The organism is Dyella subtropica (assembly GCF_026283965.1).
GTDB lineage: Bacteria > Pseudomonadota > Gammaproteobacteria > Xanthomonadales > Rhodanobacteraceae > Dyella_D > Dyella_D subtropica.
Map to the genome: position 1 here is coordinate 25,748 of NZ_JAPDPD010000024.1, position 20,768 is coordinate 46,515.

24 protein-coding genes, 6 tRNA genes and 1 pseudogene are annotated in these 20,768 nt (G+C 63.3%); 18 read left to right on the forward strand and 13 right to left on the reverse strand.

The genetic code is table 11. The features are described 5' to 3' along the window. The first annotated feature begins 36 nt into the window (after positions 1–36). From phaR to OUZ45_RS18125, 16 genes and pseudogenes are all read left to right on the forward strand, one after another. Positions 37–534: a polyhydroxyalkanoate synthesis repressor PhaR gene (phaR, locus tag OUZ45_RS18050; RefSeq protein ID WP_266171587.1), complete on the forward strand. Its 498-nt coding sequence runs from the start codon at positions 37–39 to the stop codon at positions 532–534. Between the two features lie 193 nt (positions 535–727). Further along, a pseudogene (locus tag OUZ45_RS18055) lies at positions 728–856 on the forward strand (acetoacetyl-CoA reductase); the annotation flags it as partial. Positions 857–941: 85 nt separating this feature from the next. After that, positions 942–2,354 carry an FAD-dependent oxidoreductase gene (locus tag OUZ45_RS18060; protein WP_425601713.1) on the forward strand — a complete coding sequence of 471 codons (1,413 nt, stop codon included), beginning with the start codon at positions 942–944 and terminating at the stop codon, positions 2,352–2,354. Then, positions 2,347–2,790: a DUF3293 domain-containing protein gene (locus OUZ45_RS18065; RefSeq protein WP_266171589.1), complete on the forward strand. Its 444-nt coding sequence runs from the start codon at positions 2,347–2,349 to the stop codon at positions 2,788–2,790. Before OUZ45_RS18060 ends, OUZ45_RS18065 begins: the two co-directional genes overlap by 8 nt. Continuing rightward, positions 2,787–3,425, forward strand: a complete 639-nt coding sequence (gene ccmA, locus OUZ45_RS18070; RefSeq protein WP_266171591.1) for a cytochrome c biogenesis heme-transporting ATPase CcmA — start codon at positions 2,787–2,789, stop codon at positions 3,423–3,425. The genes OUZ45_RS18065 and ccmA overlap by 4 nt, the downstream gene beginning before the upstream one ends. After that, positions 3,422–4,108: a heme exporter protein CcmB gene (gene ccmB / locus OUZ45_RS18075; RefSeq protein ID WP_266171593.1), complete on the forward strand. Its 687-nt coding sequence runs from the start codon at positions 3,422–3,424 to the stop codon at positions 4,106–4,108. Before ccmA ends, ccmB begins: the two co-directional genes overlap by 4 nt. A gap of 6 nt (positions 4,109–4,114) precedes the next feature. Next, a complete protein-coding gene (locus OUZ45_RS18080) occupies positions 4,115–4,873 on the forward strand; it encodes a heme ABC transporter permease (protein WP_266171595.1) in 759 nt (252 codons plus the stop codon). Beyond that, a complete protein-coding gene (gene ccmD, locus OUZ45_RS18085) occupies positions 4,870–5,058 on the forward strand; it encodes a heme exporter protein CcmD (protein ID WP_266171597.1) in 189 nt (62 codons plus the stop codon). The genes OUZ45_RS18080 and ccmD overlap by 4 nt, the downstream gene beginning before the upstream one ends. A 21-nt stretch (positions 5,059–5,079) precedes the next feature. Further along, the gene (gene ccmE / locus OUZ45_RS18090) at positions 5,080–5,547 is read left to right on the forward strand and encodes a cytochrome c maturation protein CcmE (RefSeq protein WP_266171599.1); all 468 of its coding nucleotides are present in this window, start codon (positions 5,080–5,082) and stop codon (positions 5,545–5,547) included. Next, the gene (locus tag OUZ45_RS18095) at positions 5,544–7,520 is read left to right on the forward strand and encodes a heme lyase CcmF/NrfE family subunit (RefSeq protein WP_266171601.1); all 1,977 of its coding nucleotides are present in this window, start codon (positions 5,544–5,546) and stop codon (positions 7,518–7,520) included. Before ccmE ends, OUZ45_RS18095 begins: the two co-directional genes overlap by 4 nt. Beyond that, positions 7,517–8,059 (forward strand): DsbE family thiol:disulfide interchange protein, encoded by a 543-nt coding sequence (locus OUZ45_RS18100; protein ID WP_266171603.1) that lies wholly within the window; start codon positions 7,517–7,519, stop codon positions 8,057–8,059. The genes OUZ45_RS18095 and OUZ45_RS18100 overlap by 4 nt, the downstream gene beginning before the upstream one ends. A 29-nt stretch (positions 8,060–8,088) precedes the next feature. Beyond that, positions 8,089–8,568, forward strand: coding sequence for a cytochrome c-type biogenesis protein (locus tag OUZ45_RS18105; RefSeq protein WP_425601714.1), 480 nt, complete (start codon positions 8,089–8,091; stop codon positions 8,566–8,568). Then, entirely contained in the window at positions 8,565–9,611 is a 1,047-nt protein-coding gene (locus OUZ45_RS18110) for a tetratricopeptide repeat protein (protein WP_266171605.1), read from the forward strand. The genes OUZ45_RS18105 and OUZ45_RS18110 overlap by 4 nt, the downstream gene beginning before the upstream one ends. Next, a complete protein-coding gene (gene metX, locus OUZ45_RS18115; RefSeq protein WP_266171607.1) occupies positions 9,612–10,715 on the forward strand; it encodes a homoserine O-acetyltransferase MetX in 1,104 nt (367 codons plus the stop codon). A 384-nt stretch (positions 10,716–11,099) separates the two neighbouring features. Continuing rightward, positions 11,100–11,681 (forward strand): cysteine dioxygenase family protein, encoded by a 582-nt coding sequence (locus tag OUZ45_RS18120; protein WP_266171608.1) that lies wholly within the window; start codon positions 11,100–11,102, stop codon positions 11,679–11,681. 25 nt (positions 11,682–11,706) lie between these two features. Further along, a tRNA-Leu gene (locus OUZ45_RS18125) sits at positions 11,707–11,792 on the forward strand. 175 nt (positions 11,793–11,967) lie between these two features. On the opposite strand, the gene OUZ45_RS18130 is transcribed toward OUZ45_RS18125, so the two are convergent. The 9 genes from OUZ45_RS18130 to rlmE form a co-directional block, all read right to left on the reverse strand. Continuing rightward, on the reverse strand, positions 11,968–12,318 hold the full coding sequence (locus tag OUZ45_RS18130; RefSeq protein ID WP_266171610.1) for a YfeK family protein: 351 nt from the start codon (positions 12,316–12,318) through the stop codon (positions 11,968–11,970). Positions 12,319–12,507: 189 nt separating this feature from the next. Then, the gene (locus OUZ45_RS18135) at positions 12,508–12,939 is read right to left on the reverse strand and encodes a YybH family protein (protein ID WP_266171612.1); all 432 of its coding nucleotides are present in this window, start codon (positions 12,937–12,939) and stop codon (positions 12,508–12,510) included. Between the two features lie 141 nt (positions 12,940–13,080). Then, positions 13,081–13,156, reverse strand: a tRNA-Lys gene (locus OUZ45_RS18140). Positions 13,157–13,171: 15 nt separating this feature from the next. Next, positions 13,172–13,248: transfer RNA gene (locus tag OUZ45_RS18145), tRNA-His, on the reverse strand. Positions 13,249–13,265: 17 nt separating this feature from the next. Beyond that, a tRNA-Arg gene (locus OUZ45_RS18150) sits at positions 13,266–13,342 on the reverse strand. 26 nt (positions 13,343–13,368) lie between these two features. Further along, positions 13,369–13,445, reverse strand: a tRNA-Pro gene (locus tag OUZ45_RS18155). Positions 13,446–13,617: 172 nt separating this feature from the next. Beyond that, positions 13,618–13,694: transfer RNA gene (locus OUZ45_RS18160), tRNA-Arg, on the reverse strand. 322 nt (positions 13,695–14,016) lie between these two features. Continuing rightward, positions 14,017–15,966, reverse strand: a complete 1,950-nt coding sequence (gene ftsH, locus OUZ45_RS18165; protein WP_266171614.1) for an ATP-dependent zinc metalloprotease FtsH — start codon at positions 15,964–15,966, stop codon at positions 14,017–14,019. Continuing rightward, entirely contained in the window at positions 15,963–16,613 is a 651-nt protein-coding gene (gene rlmE, locus OUZ45_RS18170) for a 23S rRNA (uridine(2552)-2'-O)-methyltransferase RlmE (protein ID WP_266171616.1), read from the reverse strand. Before rlmE ends, ftsH begins: the two co-directional genes overlap by 4 nt. A gap of 82 nt (positions 16,614–16,695) precedes the next feature. On the opposite strand from rlmE, the gene yhbY reads away from it, so the two are divergent. Together yhbY and OUZ45_RS18180 are read left to right on the forward strand one after the other, a co-directional pair. Beyond that, positions 16,696–16,992: a ribosome assembly RNA-binding protein YhbY gene (gene yhbY / locus OUZ45_RS18175; RefSeq protein WP_266171618.1), complete on the forward strand. Its 297-nt coding sequence runs from the start codon at positions 16,696–16,698 to the stop codon at positions 16,990–16,992. A 10-nt stretch (positions 16,993–17,002) separates the two neighbouring features. Beyond that, positions 17,003–17,380: an Mth938-like domain-containing protein gene (locus OUZ45_RS18180; RefSeq protein ID WP_266171620.1), complete on the forward strand. Its 378-nt coding sequence runs from the start codon at positions 17,003–17,005 to the stop codon at positions 17,378–17,380. Positions 17,381–17,480: 100 nt separating this feature from the next. On the opposite strand, the gene OUZ45_RS18185 is transcribed toward OUZ45_RS18180, so the two are convergent. Genes OUZ45_RS18185 through surE form a run of 4 tightly spaced genes read right to left on the reverse strand, consistent with a single transcriptional unit; the run spans position 17,481 to position 20,709 of the window. Then, on the reverse strand, positions 17,481–18,542 hold the full coding sequence (locus OUZ45_RS18185; protein ID WP_425601715.1) for a peptidoglycan DD-metalloendopeptidase family protein: 1,062 nt from the start codon (positions 18,540–18,542) through the stop codon (positions 17,481–17,483). Between the two features lie 41 nt (positions 18,543–18,583). Next, on the reverse strand, positions 18,584–19,192 hold the full coding sequence (locus tag OUZ45_RS18190) for a YqaA family protein (RefSeq protein WP_266171622.1): 609 nt from the start codon (positions 19,190–19,192) through the stop codon (positions 18,584–18,586). Positions 19,193–19,220: 28 nt separating this feature from the next. Continuing rightward, a complete protein-coding gene (locus OUZ45_RS18195; protein WP_425601716.1) occupies positions 19,221–19,871 on the reverse strand; it encodes a protein-L-isoaspartate(D-aspartate) O-methyltransferase in 651 nt (216 codons plus the stop codon). A 46-nt stretch (positions 19,872–19,917) separates the two neighbouring features. Further along, entirely contained in the window at positions 19,918–20,709 is a 792-nt protein-coding gene (gene surE / locus OUZ45_RS18200; RefSeq protein ID WP_266171671.1) for a 5'/3'-nucleotidase SurE, read from the reverse strand. Positions 20,710–20,768: the final 59 nt, after the last annotated feature.

Below are 20,768 nucleotides of genomic sequence, written 5' to 3' on the forward strand. Positions count from 1 at the left end.
TGGTGCGGCGCAATACGATCTGGTAGCTTCCGCCGCATGGCACAAACGATCCGCACCATCAAGAAGTATCCGAACCGTCGGCTTTACGACACGGAAATCTCCAGCTACATCACGCTGGAAGAGGTCCGTCAGCTCGTGCTGGACGGCGAAACCTTCGAGGTCCGCGACGCCAAGAGCGGTGAGGACCTGACCCGCTCCGTGCTGCTGCAGATCATCTCCGAGCACGAGGAGAAGGGTCAGCCGATGCTGTCCCCGCAGCTGTTGAGCCAGATCATCCGCTTCTACGGCGACTCGCTGCAGGGCTTCATGGGTCCGTACCTGGAGCGCAGCCTGCAGGTCTTCCTCGACCAGCAGCAACAGTTCCGCACCCAGTTGAACAGCATGCTGGGCCAGACCCCGTGGACGATGCTCAACGAGCTGACCGAGCGCAACATGGAAGCGTGGAAATCCATGCAGCGCGGCTTGGTCGATGCTGCCACCCAGGCTAACCCGGCGAATCCAGCCAATCCGGCCAACCGCGGCACCAAGAAGTAAGGCAGCACACCGCTGCTGCCTGTCCAGCCGGTGGCGACTGTCCACCGGCGCCTTCCTGTGAACCCAACCGTTGCGGTACAGCATGTGCTGCCGTGCGGCATGGCCGAGCCTGCATCCATGAAAAAGCGCGTCGCCACCGTCACCGGCGGCATTGGCGATCTCGGCGCGGAGATTTGCCAGCGACTTGCTCAGGGTTGCGGACATTCCCGTCGGCTCGCCGGCCGACATCGCACGTGCGGTGCGTTTCCTCAGCTCTGACAACGCCGACTACATCACCGGCGCCAACTTGCCAGTGAACGGTAGGTACTTCATGAGCTTCTAGGAGCCCGTCCCCTATCTCAGCGTGGCCCGCGCCGGGAGACGCAGCCGCCTGATAAAGTGCGGCGATTCGATCGACGGAATGCGCCATGCCGCAGTTGATGCAGTCCCCCATTACCCTCATCGGCGGCGGCCTGGTAGGCGCCCTGCTCGCCCAGCAGCTGGCCCGGAGAGGATTTACCGTCGATGTTTACGAGAAGCGCCCCGACCCGCGCCAAGCGGGCTTTCTCGGTGGACGCTCGATCAACCTGGCGCTGGCCGAACGCGGCTTGCAGGCTCTGCGCACCGCAGGGCTCGCCGAAGATGTGCTGCAACGCGCCGTGATGATGCGCGGGCGCATGGTGCACACGCGCGATGGCCGCTCCGGGCTGCAGCGGTATGGCGTGGACGATAGCGAAGTGATCTGGTCCGTTTCGCGCGGCGCCTTGAACATGCTGCTGCTGGATGCTGCCGAGGCGGCCGGCGTGCGCTTCCATTTCGGCCAATCGCTGGTCGACGCGGATTTCGACGCGCGGCGTATCCGCCTGGCCGATGAGCAAGGTACCGAGCGTAGTGTCGACGCCCACGTGCTGATCGGCGCCGATGGTGCCGGCTCGGCGCTGCGTTCGGCCATGCATGCCTATGCGCCGCTTGGCGAACGGGTGGAGCCGCTTGGGCACGCCTACAAGGAACTCGAGATTCCGCCTGCCGGCGAGCTTCCAATCGCGCTGCTGGGCGAAAGCGGCGGACACGACCAGTTCGCTCTGGAGCCGCACGCCCTGCATATCTGGCCGCGCGGCGGCTATATGTGCATCGCGCTGCCCAACACCGAGGGCAGCTTTACCGTCACGCTGTTCCTGCCTGGCCAGGGGGCGCATCCGAGTTTCGCTACCTTGCCGAACACCGCGGCGGCCGAAGCGTTTTTCCGCGACGACTTTCCCGACCTGCTGCCGTTGATCCCCAACTTCGCAGAGGATTACGGCAGCCATCCCGTCGGCACACTGTCCACGCTTTATCTGGATCGCTGGCACCTGGATGGCCGCGCCCTGCTGATCGGTGATGCCGCGCACGCCATCGTGCCCTTCCACGGCCAGGGCATGAACTGCGGATTCGAGGACACCGTGGTGCTCGCATCACTACTGGCCGAAGCGCCGGAGGACACGGCTGGCGTCTTTGCCGAGTTCCAGCGCATCCGTCAGCCGAATGCCGACGCGATCGCCGCCATGGCGCTGGAAAACTACGTCGAGATGCGCGACTCCGTAGCCGACCCTCATTACCTGGCCAAGCGTGAACTAGGCGCCCTGCTGGCCGAGCGAGCGCCGGACCATTTCATGGCGCGCTATCGCATGGTCACCTTCACCCACTTGCCGTACGCCTACGCGTTCGAGCGCGGTCGCGCGCAGGACCAGTTGCTGCAGCAATTGCTGCGAGGTTCGAGCGACGCGCACAGCGTGAACCTCGATGCCGCCGTCAGCGCGCTGAAAGCCACCCTCCCGCCCTTACCCCATCTGCGGCATGGATGACACCCTGCTCGCCGCCTACCGTGCCGCCGAATATCGGGTGCGCCTGCGGGAGGGTGGCTGGGCCGTCATCCGAATCGACCAGCCTTTGCCGGCTGCTTTGGCTTCTCTCATTGGACCTCGCCCCTGGGGGTTCATCACGGCGTGGAATCCCTTTTCCCAGCCCCGTGCGCGCGAGTTGAACCGCAAAACCCAGCGCCGGCTTCTGACTGTGCTGCAGGGACTTCCCGAAACCCGTGCCATCCATGCCGGTCTCGGGGTAGGCGCTGATTGGCGAGAAGAAAGCCTGCTGGTCGTCGGGCCCGATGCCGCCACGCTGGACGCCGTGGCCAGGACGTTCGAACAAAACGCTTACGTGTACGGCCACGCCAACGACATCGCGGCGGCACTGCGCCACATGGACAAGCCCGGCAGCCATTGCGGACAATCGCAGGAATGACTGCCTCGTCTACCCAGGCTCCGCTTCTACTCGAAGCGAGGGCGCTGTCCTTCTATCGCCAGGACGAACCCGTGTTCGGCCCGCTGGACTTTCGCCTGCGTGAGGGTGAAGTGGCGCTGGTGGAGGGTGACAACGGCAGCGGCAAAACCACCCTGCTGCGCATTCTCGCCGGCCTGCTGCACGTCGACGAAGGCGAGCTGCTGTGGCGCGGCGAACGCTGGCAGCGCGACGCCCATCTGGGCGACATCGTGTTCCTGGCACACCACCTCGGGCTGAAAGCCGATCTCAGTGCGCGAGAGAACCTGGCCATAGCGGCGGGTCTCTACGGCGCGCGTGACAACATGGCTGCAGACGGGGTATGGGTCGACATCGGCCTATCCGGCTACGAAGACGAACCCGTGCGCCGCCTCTCCGCCGGCCAGAAGAAGCGCGCCGCATTGGCCCGCTTGCTGCTGCTGCCGGCCACGCTCTGGCTGCTGGACGAACCCTACGCCAACCTCGATCGCGTTGGCATCGAGCTGGTCAACCGCCTGCTCGAACAGCACGCGGCGCGCGGTGGCGGCGCGCTGGTCACCAGCCATGGCGCGGTGAGTTTTCTGGGTGGCGAGCCCCGGCGCATCCGGATGCACGCATGAGCCACGCGCCACTTGGCCCCGCCTGCGCCGCTCTGCTGCGACGCGACCTCACCCTGGCCTGGCGCCGGCGCGGCGACATCGCCATGCCGGTGCTATACGCGCTGATCGTCGTCACCCTGTTCCCTTTTTCCCTCGGCCCGGAAGATGCGTTACTGCAGCGGATCGCGGGTGGCGTGGTGCTGGTGACCGTGCTGCTGGCCATGCTGCTGGCGCTGGATGCGATGTTCCGCAGCGACATCGAAGATGGCTCGCTGGAGCAACTGGTACTGGCTCCGCAGCCGCTGGCGCTGATGCTAGGCATGAAGATCCTTGCGCACTGGCTGACCACCGCCCTGCCCTTGATCGTGATCGCGCCGCTGCTCGCCGGCATGCTGCACCTGCCGACCGCCGTGATGCCGGTACTGCTTCTAGCCTTGCTGCTGGCGACGCCGCTGCTCAGTCTGCTCGGCGCCATCCTGGTCGCGCTAACGGCCGGCACACGCCGCTCTGGTATGCTGCTGGCCCTGATGCTGCTGCCGCTTTGCGTGCCCGTAGTCATCTTTGCCGCCGGCGCGATTGCCGCGGCTCAACAAGGGTTGCCCTGGCTTGCACCCATCGCCTGGTTGGGTGCTGCATTGGCCCTGGCCCTGGTGTTGGCACCGCTGGCTTGCGCCGCTGCTCTCCGCATTGCCCTGGATGCCTGAATAGTTATGGCGAACTGGATCCCGCTCTGGTTGCACAAGCTCGGCTCGCCGCCGATGTTCTACCGCTTCGCCGGCACGCTGCGGCCGTGGGCCATGGCGTTTGCCGTGCTACTCGGCGCAACCGCGCTTTACGGCGGCTTGGTGCTGGCGCCGGCCGATTACCAGCAGGGCGACGCCTATCGCATCATCTTCATCCACGTGCCCAGCGCGTGGATGAGCTTGTTTATCTACGCCGTGATGGCGGTGGCCTCGATCATCGCACTGGTGTGGCGACTCAAGCTGGCCGAAGTGGTGGCGATGGAATCGGCGCCCATCGGCGCGGCCTTCACCTTCATTACCCTGGTCACCGGCTCGCTGTGGGGCAAGCCGATGTGGGGCACGTGGTGGACCTGGGATGCGCGCCTTACTTCCGAGCTGGTATTGCTGTTCCTGTACCTGGGTGTGATCGGCCTGTACCACTCGTTCGAGGATCGCCGGCAGGGCGCGCGTGCGGCGGCATTCCTCGCCATCATCGGCATCATCAACGTGCCGATCGTGCATTTCTCGGTGAACTGGTGGAACACCCTGCACCAGGGTTCCACGGTGCGCATCCTCGGCCCCTCGAAAATGAGCGGCGACATGCTGTGGCCGTTGCTGACGATGATGGGGGCGACCAAGCTCTACTACATCGCCAGCCTGTTCGGCCGCGTGCGCACCGATCTGCTGGCAATGGAAAGCGGCAAGGACTGGGTGCGCCAGATCGCGGAGCAGGAGGCACGCAAGTGAGCAGTTTTTTCGCCATGGGTGGCTACGCCGCCTACGTGTGGCCGGCCTACGCCGTGTTCTTCACGGTGCTGATCGCCGACTACCTCTCGCCTGGTCTGCGCCGCCGCCGTAACTTGCGCGAACTTCGCGCGCGCCTTGCGCGTCAGAGCGCAAGGCAGCAACGCAACCCGACGACATCGCCGTAAACGATCGCCGCAGAGTGACTCATGAATCCCACCCGTAAACGTCGGCTCACCATTGTGCTTCTGGTCATCGCGGCCGCGGCCGTTGCCATCGGCCTGACCGTGTTCGCCTTGCAGCAGAACATGAACTATCTGCTCACTCCGAGCCAGGTGCAGTCGGGCGAGGCGACCCGTTATAAAACCTTCCGCCTCGGCGGCATGGTCAAGGCCGGCTCGATCCAGCGCAGTAGCGATTCGCTCAAGGTTACGTTCACCGTGATCGACGCCGGCGGTGCGATGCCAGTCGAATACATCGGCATTCTTCCCGACCTGTTTCGCGACAACCAGTCGGTGATCGCGACCGGTCACATGGACAACGCGCGCTTCATCGCGACCGAGGTACTGGCCAAGCATGACGAAACCTACATGCCGAAAGAACTGAAAGACGCCATGGCCAAGGCGCACGAAGGCAAGCAAGTGAATGAAGCCGCGCTGCAGGACAAACCACAATGACCCCAGAACTGGGCCAACTCGCGCTGATCCTCGCCCTGCTGCTGGCGCTGGCGCAAGGCATGCTTCCGCTCATCGGGGCATGGCGCGGCAACCGTGCGCTGATGGCCGTGGCGCGCCCGGCGGCAGCGGGGCAAGCGGTGTTCGTCGCGCTCGCCTTCGGTGTGTTGAGCTGGGCCTTCCTGCACTTCGATTTCTCGGTGCGCTACGTCGCCGACAATTCCAACCTCGCCTTGCCCTGGTACTACCGTCTAGCTGCGGTGTGGGGCGCACACGAAGGTTCGCTGCTGTTGTGGATCTTCATCCTCAACCTGTGGACGGTGGCGCTGGCCGCACTGAGCCGTAACCTCCCCGAAGTCTTCGTCTCGCGCGTGCTGGGGGTGCTCGGCCTGATCGCGGTGGGCTTCCTCGCCTTCATCATCTTCACCTCCAATCCGTTCGAACGGCTGCTGCCGATGCCGCCTGACGGCGGTGATCTGAACCCGGTGCTGCAAGACCCGGGCATGACTTTCCATCCGCCTGTGTTGTACATGGGTTACGTCGGTTTCTCGGTGGCGTTCGCGTTCTCCATCGCCGCGCTGCTCGGTGGCGAACTGGAACAAGCCTGGGTGCGCTGGGCGCGGCCGTGGACCAATGTGGCTTGGGGTTTCCTTTCCGCCGGCATCGTTGCGGGCAGTTGGTGGGCCTATGCCGAGCTGGGCTGGGGCGGCTGGTGGTTCTGGGATCCGGTTGAGAATGCGAGCTTCATGCCGTGGCTGGTCGGCGCGGCGCTGATCCACGCACAAGCCGTGACGGAGAAGCGCGGCTCGCTGCGCGCCTGGACCATCCTGCTGTCGATCTTCGCGTTCTCGCTCTCGCTGCTGGGCACCTTCCTGGTGCGCTCGGGTGTGTTGACCTCGGTGCATGCGTTCGCGTCCGATCCGCGGCGCGGCTTGTTCATTCTGTGCTTCCTCGCGGTGGTCGTCGGCGGTTCGCTGCTGTTGTATGCGCTGCGCGCACCCAAGGTTGCCGGCGGCAAGCCGTTCGCAGTGGTATCGCGCGAAACCGCCATCCTCATCGGCAACCTGATGCTCACCGTCGCTGCAGCGATGGTGCTGCTGGGCACGCTGTTTCCGCTGGTCGGCGATGCACTGAATCTGGGCAAGATTTCAGTGGGCCCGCCTTACTTCGGTTTCCTGTTCACCCTGCTGATGCTGCCGATCGTGCTGTTGCTGCCGTTTGGCCCGTACCTTCGCTGGGGCAATAAGGGCGAGACCTCGCTGCTGAAGAACGTGCTGTATCGCGCGGGCTTCGCCGCCGTGGCCTGCGCCATCGTGGCGGCCTTCGTGACGGGCGGCCAGCTGAAAGCGATCGCCGGCACGGCAGCGGCAGTGTGGTGCGGCGTCGGCACTCTGCTTTATGTACTCAAGCGCTGGCGCGAGATGCCTGCCGGACGCCGCTATCCGGCGGAAATGGCCGGCATGCTCTTGGCGCATATCGGAGTGGGCGTGTTCCTCGCTGGCGTGCTGCTCACCGAAGCGTTGAGCGTAGAGCGCGATGTGCGCATGGCACCCGGTCAAACGCAGAGTATTGGCGGCTACGAATTCCGCTTCGACGGCGTGCACGTCACGGAAGGTCCGAACTGGCACGGCGACCAGGGTACGGTCACGGTGTCGCGCAACGGCCGTGAAGTGGCGGTGATGCATCCGCAGAAGCGCACCTATACCCGCGGCCAGGTACAAACCGAATCGGCCATCGATCCGGGCGTCACTCGCGACCTGTACGTCGCCTTGGGCGAGCCGATGGACAAGAAAGATCCGGAAGGCGCCTGGGCGCTTCGCCTGTATCACAAGCCGTTCGTGCGCTGGATCTGGGCCGGTGGTCTGCTGATGATGCTGGGCGGTTTCTTCAGCGCCGCCGATCGTCGCTTCCGCACGCAGCGTGCTGCGGCTACCGAGCCTGCCGTGGCTACTACCGCTCAGGAGTCGCGTGCATGAGCCGGCTCGTTCCGTTCTTCGGCTTTATGCTGCTGGTAGTGCTGTTCGGCTTCGGTATCTGGTGGAACACCCAGCATGATCAGCGCGAAGTACCTTCGCCGCTGATCAACAAGCCTGCACCGGCATATGTCCTGCCGAAGTTGGATGACCCGGCGCAGACAGTCAGCCGCGAATCGATGCTGGGCAAGCCCTATCTCATCAACGTGTTCGCCAGCTGGTGCATCGCCTGCGGCGAGGAACACCCGGTACTGATGATCGAAGGCCAGAACATCGGCGTGCCGCTGGTTGGCTACAACTACAAAGACGAGCCCGACGACGCCAAGGCGTGGCTGGCCCGCCATGGCAATCCGTACGGCTTGATCATCGCCGACCGCGACGGGCGCACGGCCATCGACTTCGGCGTCTACGGCGCACCGGAGAGTTTCCTGGTCGATGCCAAGGGCGTGATTCGCTACAAGCGCATCGGCCCGCTGACACCCGCTGTGATCGAGAAGGAACTGAAACCGGCGATCGCCGCCCTGGCGAAGGAAACGCCCTGATGAGCCCTCTCTCTGTAGGAGCCCACCCTGTGGGCGACCGACCTGCAAAACGCCGCTTCCGGCATCGCGCACAGGGTGCGCTCCTACTGCTGTTCTTCGCGGGCGCGCTGTTCGCCCAGGCCATCGACCCGCTTCCGTTCAAGAACCACGCCGAGGAAGTGCGTTTCCAGCAGCTCACTCGCCAGCTGCGCTGCTTGGTTTGTCAGAACGAGAACCTGGCCGACTCCAATGCCGACCTCGCGCGCGACCTGCGCCGCGAAGTGTTCCAGTTGATGCAATCGGGCAAGAGCGACGATGAGATCAAGCAATACCTGGTCGATCGTTACTCCGATTTCGTTTTGTACGACCCGCCGGTGCAGCCCAGCACCTGGCTGCTCTGGTTCGGCCCGCTGCTGATTCTGTTGGCCGGTGCCGGCGTGGTGGTGGTGACTATCCGTAAGCGCAGCCGCAGCAGCGCGCCGCCAGCATCGAATGGCGCAAGCGCGAATGATGAAGGGGACGATTGGTGAAGCTCGCTTTTTACCTTGCCGCCGCGGCGATGATTGCCGTGGCGCTGGCCCTGCTGTTGCTGCCGCTGATAAGGCAGGGACGCAACATGGGCCGTCCACGCGGCATCTTCGCGCTGGCACTGACAGTGGCCTTCGTGCTGCCGCTCGCCGCGGTGGGCATCTATCTTTGGGTGGGCACGCCGATGGCGCTGAATGGCGTGAAGGCACAGGCCGAATCCCCGCTCACCATCGACCAGGCCGTTACCGAACTACGCGCACACCTTGAACAGAAACCGGACGATGCACAGGGCTGGCTGCTGCTGGCGCAAACCTACGGTGCCATGCATAAGCCCAGCGAAGCGCGCGACGCTTACGACCAAGTGCTACGTCTCGACGCCAACAACACTGCGGCGATGGTCGGCTGGGCCGAGACCGACTCCATGGTCCGCCCCGACCACCGCATCGACGGCCGCGCGCTTGAGCTGCTCGAACGCGCAGTGAAGCAGGAGCCGGACAGCCAACGCGGCCTGTGGCTGCTCGGCATCAGCGACTTTCAACATGATCGCTACGCCGAAGCCGCCGCTACCTGGCGCAAACTGCAGCCCCTGCTCGACCCTGGTTCCAGCGTCGCCCAGGCGGTATCCGAGCAGATCGCCGTGGCCGATGCGCGCGCGGGTGGCAAGACATCGTCCACGCCCACCGCACAAGTCGCCACCGAAGGCCCGGCCTTGCAGGTGCAAGTGGCGCTATCGCCCTCATTGAAAAGCAAGCTTGCCGCTGGCGATACGCTGTTCGTCTACGCTCGCGCCGAACAAGGACCGCCGATGCCGCTGGCTGTGGCGAAACTCGATGCGAACGCCTTGCCAGCCGCGGTCACCCTGACCGACGCGATGGGCATGACGCCGCAGCTCAAATTGTCCTCCGTGTCGCGGGTTTTCATCGGCGCCCGTATCAGCAAAAGTGGCCAGGCCGCTGCCCAGCCGGGCGACTTGGAAGGCGATGCCGGCGTGGTCGACGTGAGCACGCGCACACCGATAAAAATCAGCATCGACAAGGTCCATTGAATGAGCCACGACGCGCGCCGTTACTTCGACCTACCCTCCCCCTTCCCGATGAAGCGAGGCGGCGAACTGCACGGCGCCCGCGTCTCCTACGAGACCTGGGGCAAGCTGAGCGAAGCGCGCGATAACGCGGTACTGATTCTCACCGGCCTATCGCCCAGCGCGCATGCGGCCTCCAATGAAGTCGATCCGTCACCCGGCTGGTGGGAGGCGATGATCGGCCCTGGCAAAGCGATTGATACGGATCACTGGTTTGTGATCTGCGTGAACTCGCTGGGCAGTGATAAGGGTTCTACTTGCCCTGCTTCACTCGACCCCGCCACCGGCGAACCTTATCGCCTAAGTTTTCCCGAACTCGCCCTGGAAGACGTGGCCAACGCCGCCCATGCGGCCGTCGGCGGACTAGGCATTAAGCAACTGGCCTGCCTGATCGGTTGCTCCATGGGAGGCATGAGTGCGCTCGCCTACATGCTGCTGCACCCCGGTAGCGTGCACGCCCACATCAGCGTGGATACCGCTCCTCAGGCGCAGCCCTTCGCCATTGCCATTCGCTCGCTGCAACGCGAAGCGATCCGCCTCGACCCGCACTGGAACAACGGTCAGTACGACAACGAGCATTACCCCGATACCGGCATGAGCATCGCGCGCAAGCTTGGCGTCATCACCTATCGCTCGGCGATGGAGTGGAACGGCCGCTTCGCCCGCATCCGGCTCGAAGCCGAGCAGCGCGACGACAATCCATTCGGCTTTGAATTCGAGGTGGAATCGTACCTGGAGGGGCACGCACAACGCTTCGTGCGCACCTTCGACCCCAACAGCTATCTTTACCTGTCGCGCGCCAGCGACTGGTTCGACATCGCCGAATACGGCGACGGCAGCATCATGGAAGGCCTCAAGCGCATCCGCATCAAGCAGGCGATGGTCATCGGCGTCAGCACCGACATTCTGTTTCCGCTGGAGCAGCAGGAGCAGATCGCCGAAGGACTGCAAGCCGCAGGCGCCGCCGTGGAGTTCGTCGCGCTGGATTCACCCCAGGGCCACGACGCCTTCTTGGTCGATATTGAGAACTACAGCCGGGCCATCGGCGGCTTCCTCGCCCGACTCTGAACGCATAGGGATGCTCTGATCTATTCCACGTACCCGGCATGACGTCCAGAAGGTCCGCAGGCTGTGGTGCGTGGCGCAGGGCAGACTGGCCGCGGCGCAGCCTGCGGGCCTTCTGGACGTCACCCCAATTCCTATTCAACACGTGGGGGCCGCCCTGTATGCGCGCAGCGCTTCGCCCCAGCGTCTCGACAGACAGCCAGTCTGCCTTCCTCGCTCCTCAAAGCCGAGTCCATCCATGGACTCTCCCCGCGTGCGCCGCTGCAACAAACCGCTGCGCGCATACAGGGCGGTGACGGGTACATGGAATAGATCAGAGCATCCCTAGCCCCCCCCTTCCCGCCGCGCTGCTAAGATGGCGCAGCAATACCGTCATCCGAGAACGTCATGCTCACTATGGAATTCCCAGGCTGTCGCAAGCTCATCGATGCCATCGACAGCGCCGTCAGCAAACCTTCCACGCCCGAGATCACCGACAGCCTGCGCAACAGCCTGTGCAAGCTGATCCGCGGCAACGAAGTAAAGCTGCCCGACTGCGTGTTCGAAACCGCCGAAGGCCGCTACGCGCGCCGCGAGCTGTACCACAGCGATGAGCACGGTTATTGCGTCGTAGCGATGACCTGGGGCCCGGGCCAAGGCACGCCGATCCACGACCACTGCGGCATGTGGTGCGTCGAAGGCGTGTGGAGCGGCGCGCTGGAAGTAGTGCAGTACGAGCGCCTCGGCGAGGCGGATGGCCAGTGGCGCTTCCAACCCGTCGGCTCCATCCAGGCAGGCCCCGGCTCTGCCGGCAGTCTGATCCCGCCGCACGAATACCACACCATCCGCAACCCCAGCGAAGACGCTGTAGCGGTCAGCCTGCACATCTATTCCGGACAGATGACCCACTGCGCCGTCTTCAAGCCGGTGGGCGAGAATCACTGCTACGAGCGCAGCGATCGTCAATTGGGTCTCGACCCGGTGAACTGAACCCGGCATAATGTGCCGCTGCAATGCCGGTGTGGCGGAATGGTAGACGCGGCGGACTCAAAATCCGCTGGCAGAGATGTCGTGTAGGTTCGAGTCCTATCACCGGTACCAATGACTTAGGCCCCTTTTGGGGCCTTTGTTTTTTCCGCCATTCGGAAATTGTTCCGCCATTCCACAGAATGGACCGAGCCGGGCCTCCCCAGTAGCAGGCATGAGCGCTCAACAGTCCGCTAGATCCCTGCTTCCTCGGGGATAACGAGCTTGATGCAGGCTTTTCGAGGCGGCCTTAAGGTGGCCCTTGCCGCAGATGCTGCAGCTCCTCCGTCAACCAGTCCGCCGACAGGCGTTCCCTACCGTCGCAGCTCACCTTGTAAGGTTTGCCGCTGAAATTGCTTTGGCTGGCGGCTCGCTCGATGAATTCCTCAGCGGAGTTCACTAGGTCCTTGCGCACCAGGTAATCCAGCTTGGATTGCAAGTGTGCCTGCGCCTCTACGGCACTATACGAGCTGCCATTGCGGATGAATGTGCAATGGCTGCTGCCGACGAAAACCAGCAGCGCCTGTACTTCTCGCTGCCCAGTCGCATCCAATGCCGCATAGGCGTTCATAGCCTGCAGGCAAACCGCACTGACTAACATCAGGATCACCCCAAGGCGTCTGACAGAAGGGCGTCCGACAGAATGCATAAGTCCCTCCACGGACTTTCGTTCAATCGCATGCATGCGAGAAGAAGTGCTCCTATCAGGCTGGAATGGTGCTCTGTAGCAACTCGCAAAACCAGCTACCACGCAAGGCAGGCGATGCGAGAACAACCTCGCAAAGATTCCTCAGTTGCGCTCAAGAATGGCCTTCAGATCGTCAAAATCTATGGGCGCTGACGTGTGCTCGTGAACGATCCCCCAGCTGTCGCCCATGCGCGACATGGCCCAAGTTAGGCGATTCTGCATCGCCCGAACTCTTTCGCCCGTCGAAGATATGCCGGCATAAGTCACCATGGCGCTGATCACCGCCATGTCCTTCGCACCAGTGACATGGACGTCCTCCATGCTCACCGCCACCGACTCCTCGCCTAACGAGGCGAACCACTGCTGGACGATCTGCCGCCAAGCCGCTGCGCCCTGATACGACCAAGTTCCCCAGGCGTCGAACACCCGGACATCCTGGTCATAAAGCTTGATGAAGGCGTCGACGTCCTTGGCGAGAACGGCGGCTTTGTAGCCTTCGAGAACCTGCATGATCTGGCTATCGAAATCACTCATGGCGCGCTCCTGGAATCCGTTCGCAGTTTCAGGCAGTAACCTCGAAGTCGACAAGATCCAGTTGGCCTATTGCGCAAAACGCGCTGACTTTTCATGGCACAAAGAAAAGGCGCCTAGGTTTCCCTAAGCGCCTGTTCGTTTTGGTGGGCCGTGAAGGATTCGAACCTTCGACCAATTGATTAAGAGTCAACTGCTCTACCAGCTGAGCTAACGGCCCTTCTAACATTTTAACTGGGGTGGACGATGGGACTCGAACCCACGACAACCGGAATCACAATCCGGTACTCTAACCAGCTGAGCTACGCCCACCGTAAACCTTGATGAACTGGCGCGCCCGACAGGAATCGAACCTGCAACCGTCGGCTTAGAAGGCCGATGCTCTATCCGGTTGAGCTACAGGCGCAATGCACTTGGTGCAGAGCAACTGCTTGGTCGGGGCAGAGGGATTCGAACCCACGACATCCAGCTCCCAAAGCTGGCGCTCTACCAGGCTGAGCTATACCCCGATTTCGAACCTTCGATCGCTCGCGCAAGCCGAAGCTTTGAAATGCTACGGGTGACGCTTCGCCTAGTCAATCCGTATCGAAGCACACCGAACACATCTTTCGTCCGGTCCGCATGACGATGACCTGTCATCCGGTGCAAATCATGATGCAAGCACCACACTTTGCGTTGTAATGGCGCGCCCGGAGAGATTCGAACTCCCGACCACCAAGTTCGTAGCCTGGTACTCTATCCAACTGAGCTACGGGCGCGCTGTAAACCTTTGCTTTGCCGCTAAACCACCGAGGTGGAAAGCGCCGAAGCCAGAAGCGGAATTATTCAGATTCGAAGCGTTGCCGTCAATACTTTTTTCAGATTTTTTTCATCGAGAGCCAAGAATATTCATTCTCGATGACGACCGGCTGCGTCGAGGTTGCGGATTCTAGCCGTCCAAATCTGGATCGCCTAGGGACGCTCTGAACAAGTCGACGTAGCCGTCGTTTGCACTCGAACAACCGAACGATGCGCAAGGCGCCACAAACAGAGAGGGCGGCCTTAGCCGCCCTCTCTATCGATACTGCCAAACAACCCCGCTCAAGAATGCGGATGACGGCTCTGCGTCGCAGGGTCACCCACCTTGGCTCCTGCATCGCCACGCGGCGGCGGAGGCGGTGGCGTGGAGCCTGACGAGGCGGTCTTGGACCAATCCGCCGGCGGACCCGGCACACGGCCATTCATGATGTCGTCGATCTGATGCGCGTCGATGGTCTCGTACTGCAGCAGCGCATCGGCCATCACATGCAACTTGTCGATGTTGTCGGTCAACAGCTGCTTGGTGCGGGCGTAGGCGCGATCGAGAATGTCCCGCACTTCTTCGTCGATCTTGCGCGCGGTCTCGTTGGAGACGTTCTTGTGCTGCGTCACGGCGCGGCCGAGGAATACTTCGTCCTCTTCTTCACCGTAGGTCATCGGGCCGAGCTTGTCGGACAGACCCCACTTGGTCGCCATATTGCGAGCCATCTTGGTGGCGCGCTCGATGTCGTTGGACGCGCCGGTGGTGACCTTGTCCTCACCGAAGATCAGCGCCTCGGCCACGCGACCGCCGTACAGCGAGCACAGCTGCGACTCGATGGCAACGCGGTTCATGCTGTACTTGTCGCCTTCCGGCAGGTACATGGTGACGCCCAGCGCACGACCGCGAGGAATGATGGTGACCTTGTAAACCGGATCATGCTCGGGCACGAGGCGGCCCACGATGGCGTGACCGGCCTCGTGATAAGCGGTGAGCTTCTTCTCGTCCTCGCTCATGGCCATTGAGCGACGCTCGGTACCCATCAAGATCTTGTCGCGCGCCTTATCCAGGTGGTTCATACGCACGTCGCGCGCGTTCTCGCGGGCAGCGAACAACGCGGCCTCGTTGACGAGGTTGGCGAGATCGGCACCCGAGAAACCCGGGGTGCCGCGCGCAATCGTCATCGGATCGACGTCGGCCGCCGTCGGCACCTTGCGCAGATGCACTTTGAGGATCTGTTCGCGCCCCTTCACGTCCGGCAAGCCGACCACCACCTGACGATCGAAGCGGCCCGGACGCAGCAGCGCAGGGTCCAGCACATCCGGACGGTTGGTAGCGGCGATGACGATGACACCCTCGGTGCCTTCGAAACCGTCCATCTCGACCAGCAACTGGTTCAGGGTCTGCTCGCGCTCATCATGACCGCCACCAAGGCCGGCGCCGCGATGGCGGCCGACGGCGTCGATTTCGTCAATGAAAATGATGCATGGCGCGTGCTTCTTGGCCTGCTCGAACATGTCGCGCACGCGGCTGGCGCCAACGCCGACGAACATCTCGACGAAGTCGGAGCCCGAGATGGAGAAGAACGGCACCTTGGCCTCGCCAGCAATGGCCCTGGCGAGCAAGGTCTTGCCGGTACCGGGCGGGCCGACCATCAGCACGCCACGCGGAATCTTGCCGCCCAGCTTCTGGAACTTGCCCGGATCGCGGAGGAACTCTACGAGCTCACCCACCTCCTCCTTCGCTTCATCGCAGCCCGCGACGTCGCTGAAGTTGACCTTGATCTGGTCCTCGCCTTGCAGCTTGGCGCGCGAGCGGCCGAAGCTCATGGCGCCGCGACCGCCGGCACCGGCCTGCATCTGACGCATGAACCAGATGAACACGCCCACGATCAGGATGATGGGCAGCCAATTGATCAGCAGCCCAAGCAGCGAGAAGCCATTGTTGGACGGCTCCTGGCGAACCTCCACGCCCTTGTCCTGCATCTGCTTGACCACCGAGTTGGTGGAAAAGCCGAGTACGGGGGCGACGGTGTGAAACGTGCTGCCGTCCTTCAGCTTGCCGCTGATGGAGGCCGGCTGGTCGGCGCTGATCATGGCGGTGGCAACGTTGCCGTTGTCCACGCTCTGCACGAAGCTGCTGTAAGGCAGATCGGACGACGATGCGCCACGCGGATTGAAGCTCTGAAACACCGTCAGCAGGACTACTGCGATGATCAGCCAGAGCAACAGGTTTTTAGCCATTTCATTCATGCGCGGTTCTCGCCCGGTTGACCGTCACTGACCTTTCTTCCTGTGGCCAGTGCATACACCTCACGCGAACGGGCGCGAGAGGCCTTTGGTTTACGCATAGTTACGCGCGAAAACTCCACGCGCAAGCTACGCAGGTAATCATCGAAGCCAGCTCCCTGGAACAGCTTGATCAGGAACGAACCGCCCGGTTTCAGCCATTGGCGGCTGAAATCCAGCGCCAGCTCGGCCAGATCCATCGCGCGGATCTGGTCGGCCAGTGCGACACCACTCATATTGGGGGCCATGTCGGACAGCACAAGATCGACCTTCTGACCATCCAGGTGGGCTTCCAACTCGCGCAGCACGGACTCCTCGCGGAAATCGCCCTGCAGGAAATCGACCCCCGCAATGCCCTGCATCGGGAGGATATCCAACGCCACCACGGTGCCGTTATCCCCCAGCCGCTGGCGCACCAGCTGCGACCAGCCACCCGGGGCAGCACCCAGATCGACCACGCGCATACCCGGCTTGAGCAGGCGGTCGCGCTCGATCAGCTCTTCCAGCTTGAACACTGCACGCGAGCGCAGACCTTCAGCCTGCGCCCTCTTCACATAGACGTCATCGAAATGCTCCCGCAGCCAGCGGGAACTGCTTTTGCTGCGAGTCATGATCGGCAACGGCCACAGATACGGGGAATGGCCCGCATGATACCCTTTACGGTCCATTCGCCGCGAATCCGAGACTGAACGCATGGCCCTTTCCCCCTCGCAGCACCGTTACCTGCGCAGCCTCGCCCACGACCTGAAGCCGGTGATCCTGCTGGGCGCCAAGGGCGCGACCGACGCCGTGCTCAAGGAGCTGGACCTGGCACTCTCCCACCACGAGCTGGTCAAAGTGAAGCTGTCCGGCGGCGACAAGGATGAGCGCCAAGCACAGATCGACTTCCTCGCCGGCGGCACCCATTCGGAAAACGTGCAGCAGATCGGCCACATCGTGGTGCTGTTCCGCCGCAACGAAGACGAACCCAAGCTGGCCCTGCCCCGCTGACATCCGCCCCATGGATCTCTCGCTCGACCGCCCTGACGACTACCTGTTTGTACGCCGCGTAGGCGCACGCAGCATCACCGTCGTCGATCGCGAATTCACTCACAGCCTGCTGCTGGCGCCAGACCGCGCCATCGAAAACTGGCCGGTGACACATGCCGGCGCGCTCGATGCCGAACACGTCGACACCATCCTCGAGCTGAAGCCCGAAGTGGTGATCCTGGGCACCGGCGAGCGTCAAGTATTTCCCGCCGCCGCCTTCATGGCCGGCTTCCTGCGCCAAGGCGTGGGCATTGAGGTGATGGACAACGCCGCTGCGGCGCGCACCTACGATCTGCTAGCCGGCGAACGCCGCCGCGTGGTCGCCGCCTTCATCCTGCCCGAGGGCTGAGCTTTTAGTAGGAGCCCACCCTGTGGGCGACAAACCTACGAAGCCATTATGGTGCGAGGTCGCCCACAGGGTGGGCTCCTACAAAAAACGGCACCGCTTGTCAGCGCGACGGCAAATAAGCCATGGGATCGACCGGGTTGCCATCACGGCGAATCTGGAACTGCAGCTCGTCGCGCGTGGAGCCCGTGGAACCCATCTCAGCGATCTGCTGGCCGGCGCCGACGCGCTGACCTTCCTTCACCAGGCGCTTGCTGTTGTGGCCATAAGCCGACAGGAAGCTGTCGTTATGCTTGATGATGACTAGCTCACCGTAACCCACCAAGCCATTGCCGCTGTACACCACGACGCCATCGGCAGCCGCACGCACGGGGTCGCCCGACTTGCCCAGGATCTCGATGCCGGGGATGGCATCGCCACTTTGAAAACGCTTGCCTAGGCCACCCTCGGCCGGCCAACGCCACAGAACGCCGCCATTCGAGCGTGTGGCGCCCGCGGCCACCGGCGCGGCGGGCGCAGGCTGCGGCACTGTCGGCGCAGTGTGTGCTGTTGCAGGCACGCCGGCGACCGGTACAACGGCAGTGGCGCTTGATGGCGTCGAGGCAGCTGCCGCTGTCGCCTGTCCCGTCGTAGCCGCCGCAGCCGTCACGGAAGGAGTGCTGACCGCAGCCGCCGTGCTGTGTGAACTCGCAGGCGGCACAGCCTGAAAGCCAGGCGCCGAGCTGGCCGCCGCGACTGGCGGATGCGAAGCAGCCTGAGTTTGCGCGGCCGATGCTGCAGCATGTGTTGCCGTTGCCGCTACCGTCGTGCGACTCGCACCGGACGCCGGAGCCGCCCCGGAAGGCGACAGCTTCAGCATCTGCCCTGGCCAAATCGTGTAAGGCGCGGCGATACCGTTCCAACTGGCCAGGTCGCGGAAATCCACGTTCTTGCGGAAGGCGATGGAGTAGAGCGTGTCGCCCTTCACCACCTGATACGAACCGCCTGGCGCGCCGGCGCGCGCCGGGGCCACGGTCTGTCCTTTCGCGCCGCCGGCAGGTTCGACCACCACCGAACTGCGTGGCGATACGCAAGCGGCAAGCATGAGGGTGAGTGCAGCGGGAGCGAGGTAGCGGCAATGTCCGTTCATAGGAATGAGCATACCGAGGCGTAACGGCATTTTCATGCTGGCATTCTTTCCCGTTGGCATCTCGCGCCGGCAGCCATTCAGCGCAGCCAGATCCACCACGTCAGCAACCCGGCCAGGATCACGATGGCCGCCCAGCCGATCCACTCGATATGCTTGTGCAGGATGCGCTCCGCCCTCTCACCAAACAGGCGGATCAGCAGGGCCAGCAGCCATACGCGCTTGCCGCGCCCGACCGCCATGCAGACCAGGAACGGGACGATCGGCACGCCGACAATACCCGACGCCCAGGTGACGAACTTCATCGGCACCACCGGCTGCAACGCGGCCAGTGCCAACACCACCAGCAAGCCCAGCCAATGCTGGTTCATCTGGGTGCGCAGGCTCTCCACCCCCTGCTCGATCGGCGCGAGCAGGTGCAATGTTTCGAGCACCGGATGCAGTGCCTGGAATGCCCAGTGGCCCAGCGCATAACCCACCAGCGAACCGAGCAGCGAAAACAACAGGCTGATGTTGGCGTAGAAGAAGGCTTTATGACGCTTGCCGAGCATCATCGGTGCCAGCATCACTTCCGGCATGATCGGGAAGATAAAGGCTTCGACGAAACTCAGGCCACACAGGTAGTACACGGCCTTGGGGTGACGCGCCCAGATGAGTGCGCGGGCATACAGCGTTCCAAACAGGCGCATCAGGCGCTTCCTTGATGAATGCGGCGTATCAACCGATACCGCCGAGCAGCGGCACGAAACTCACCGCAGCGAGTTCTTCCTGGATAAAGTCGCCCTCCCCGTCGCCGCGCATGCGAATGAGTATCTGGTGGCTCGGCGAGCCCACCGGCGCCACCAGCACGCCCGTGGGACTGAGCTGGTCGAGCAATGCAGATGGAATGGCATCGCCAGCCGCCGTAAGCATGATGGCGTCGAACGGCGCTTCATCCGCCCAACCCAGCTTGCCGTCGTCATGGCGCGAGCGAATGTTGGTCAGGCCCAGCTGACGGAAGCGCCGGCGTGCCTGGCGCAGCAATTCCTCGATGCGCTCCACCGTAAACACCTGCGGCACCAGCGAAGCCAGTACCACCGCCTGGTAGCCGGAGCCGGTACCGATCTCCAGCACCTTCTGCGGCATGCCCTGCTTGGCGTCGAAATGTTCCAGCAGCGCCTCGGTCATGCGCGCCACCACCCATGGCTGGGAAATGGTCTGGCCATGGCCGATCGGCAGCGCCGTATTCTCATAGGCACGCGAGTGCAATGCCTGATCGATGAAGTGGTGGCGCGGCAGACTGCGAATCACGTCGATCACGCGCTCGTCGCGGATCCCTTCGTCTTTCAACTTGGCGGCAAGACGATCGCGCGCACGCTGCGAGGTCATGCCCTCGCCCTTCAATGCAGATGGCGGCAACGGATGCACGTTCACCTCACGCTACCTTGTCGCCGGCGGACGCGGTCATGCCGTCGGTGAGGGCATTCACCCAGCTGCTGACCTTCTCCAGCGCCTGGAAACGGGTCAGGTCGACGTGGATGGGTGTGACCGACACATAGCCACGCTGCACAGCGTGGAAATCGGTGCCTGGACCTGCATCGTCAACATCGCCAGCCGGGCCGATCCACCAGATGGTCTTGCCGCGCGGGTCGGTCTGTTTGATGCAGGGTGCGGAACGGTGCCGCTTGCCCAGCCGAGTCACTTCAAAGCCGTGGATTTGGTCCCACGGCCGATCCGGCACGTTGACGTTGAGGATGGTGTCGGCCGGCAACGGATCGACCAGCAAACGTTCCATCAACAGCAGCACAGCCGTGGCCGCCGAGTCGTAGTGCTCGCCCTTGTGATCCTTGCTGACCAGCGACACGGCAATCGCCGGCAAGCCGAGAAAGCGCCCTTCCATCGCCGCCGAGACCGTGCCCGAATAGATCACGTCGTCGCCGAGATTGGCGGAGTTGTTGATACCGGAAACTACGATGTCCGGCTCATAGTCCAGCATGCCGGCCAGCGCCAGATGCACGCAGTCGGTCGGCGTGCCAGCGACTCGGTAGTAACCGTTCTCCATCTGCAAAGCGCGGATCGGCGCGTCGAGCGTGAGCGAGTTGCTCGCGCCGGAGCGATCACGGTCGGGGGCCACCACAGTGACCTGGCCGACCGCGGCAAGGCGCTCGGCGAGCACGCGGATGCCCGGTGCATCCACGCCATCGTCATTGCTAACCAGAACTCGCATCATGATCCGTTCAAAGCCGTATTCGGCGCGCCGCCCTTAGGCTCCCCGGCACGCTCCGT

What these genes read in the sequence shown, in the direction of transcription:
- OUZ45_RS18180 (WP_266171620.1), top strand. Translation starts at nt 17,003, where the DNA reads ATGGATCTCTCGCTCGACCGCCCTGACGACTACCTGTTTGTACGCCGC.
- phaR (WP_266171587.1), top strand. Translation starts at nt 37, where the DNA reads ATGGCACAAACGATCCGCACCATCAAGAAGTATCCGAACCGTCGGCTT.
- OUZ45_RS18060 (WP_425601713.1), top strand. Translation starts at nt 942, where the DNA reads ATGCCGCAGTTGATGCAGTCCCCCATTACCCTCATCGGCGGCGGCCTG.
- OUZ45_RS18065 (WP_266171589.1), top strand. Translation starts at nt 2,347, where the DNA reads ATGGATGACACCCTGCTCGCCGCCTACCGTGCCGCCGAATATCGGGTG.
- OUZ45_RS18100 (WP_266171603.1), top strand. Translation starts at nt 7,517, where the DNA reads ATGAGCCGGCTCGTTCCGTTCTTCGGCTTTATGCTGCTGGTAGTGCTG.
- OUZ45_RS18095 (WP_266171601.1), top strand. Translation starts at nt 5,544, where the DNA reads ATGACCCCAGAACTGGGCCAACTCGCGCTGATCCTCGCCCTGCTGCTG.
- rlmE (WP_266171616.1), bottom strand. Translation starts at nt 16,613, where the DNA reads ATGACTCGCAGCAAAAGCAGTTCCCGCTGGCTGCGGGAGCATTTCGAT.
- OUZ45_RS18185 (WP_425601715.1), bottom strand. Translation starts at nt 18,542, where the DNA reads ATGAAAATGCCGTTACGCCTCGGTATGCTCATTCCTATGAACGGACAT.
- surE (WP_266171671.1), bottom strand. Translation starts at nt 20,709, where the DNA reads ATGCGAGTTCTGGTTAGCAATGACGATGGCGTGGATGCACCGGGCATC.
- yhbY (WP_266171618.1), top strand. Translation starts at nt 16,696, where the DNA reads ATGGCCCTTTCCCCCTCGCAGCACCGTTACCTGCGCAGCCTCGCCCAC.
- OUZ45_RS18195 (WP_425601716.1), bottom strand. Translation starts at nt 19,871, where the DNA reads ATGACCTCGCAGCGTGCGCGCGATCGTCTTGCCGCCAAGTTGAAAGAC.
- ccmB (WP_266171593.1), top strand. Translation starts at nt 3,422, where the DNA reads ATGAGCCACGCGCCACTTGGCCCCGCCTGCGCCGCTCTGCTGCGACGC.
- OUZ45_RS18120 (WP_266171608.1), top strand. Translation starts at nt 11,100, where the DNA reads ATGCTCACTATGGAATTCCCAGGCTGTCGCAAGCTCATCGATGCCATC.
- OUZ45_RS18190 (WP_266171622.1), bottom strand. Translation starts at nt 19,192, where the DNA reads ATGCGCCTGTTTGGAACGCTGTATGCCCGCGCACTCATCTGGGCGCGT.
- OUZ45_RS18130 (WP_266171610.1), bottom strand. Translation starts at nt 12,318, where the DNA reads ATGTTAGTCAGTGCGGTTTGCCTGCAGGCTATGAACGCCTATGCGGCA.
- ccmE (WP_266171599.1), top strand. Translation starts at nt 5,080, where the DNA reads ATGAATCCCACCCGTAAACGTCGGCTCACCATTGTGCTTCTGGTCATC.
- OUZ45_RS18080 (WP_266171595.1), top strand. Translation starts at nt 4,115, where the DNA reads ATGGCGAACTGGATCCCGCTCTGGTTGCACAAGCTCGGCTCGCCGCCG.
- OUZ45_RS18135 (WP_266171612.1), bottom strand. Translation starts at nt 12,939, where the DNA reads ATGAGTGATTTCGATAGCCAGATCATGCAGGTTCTCGAAGGCTACAAA.
- metX (WP_266171607.1), top strand. Translation starts at nt 9,612, where the DNA reads ATGAGCCACGACGCGCGCCGTTACTTCGACCTACCCTCCCCCTTCCCG.
- ccmA (WP_266171591.1), top strand. Translation starts at nt 2,787, where the DNA reads ATGACTGCCTCGTCTACCCAGGCTCCGCTTCTACTCGAAGCGAGGGCG.
- ftsH (WP_266171614.1), bottom strand. Translation starts at nt 15,966, where the DNA reads ATGAATGAAATGGCTAAAAACCTGTTGCTCTGGCTGATCATCGCAGTA.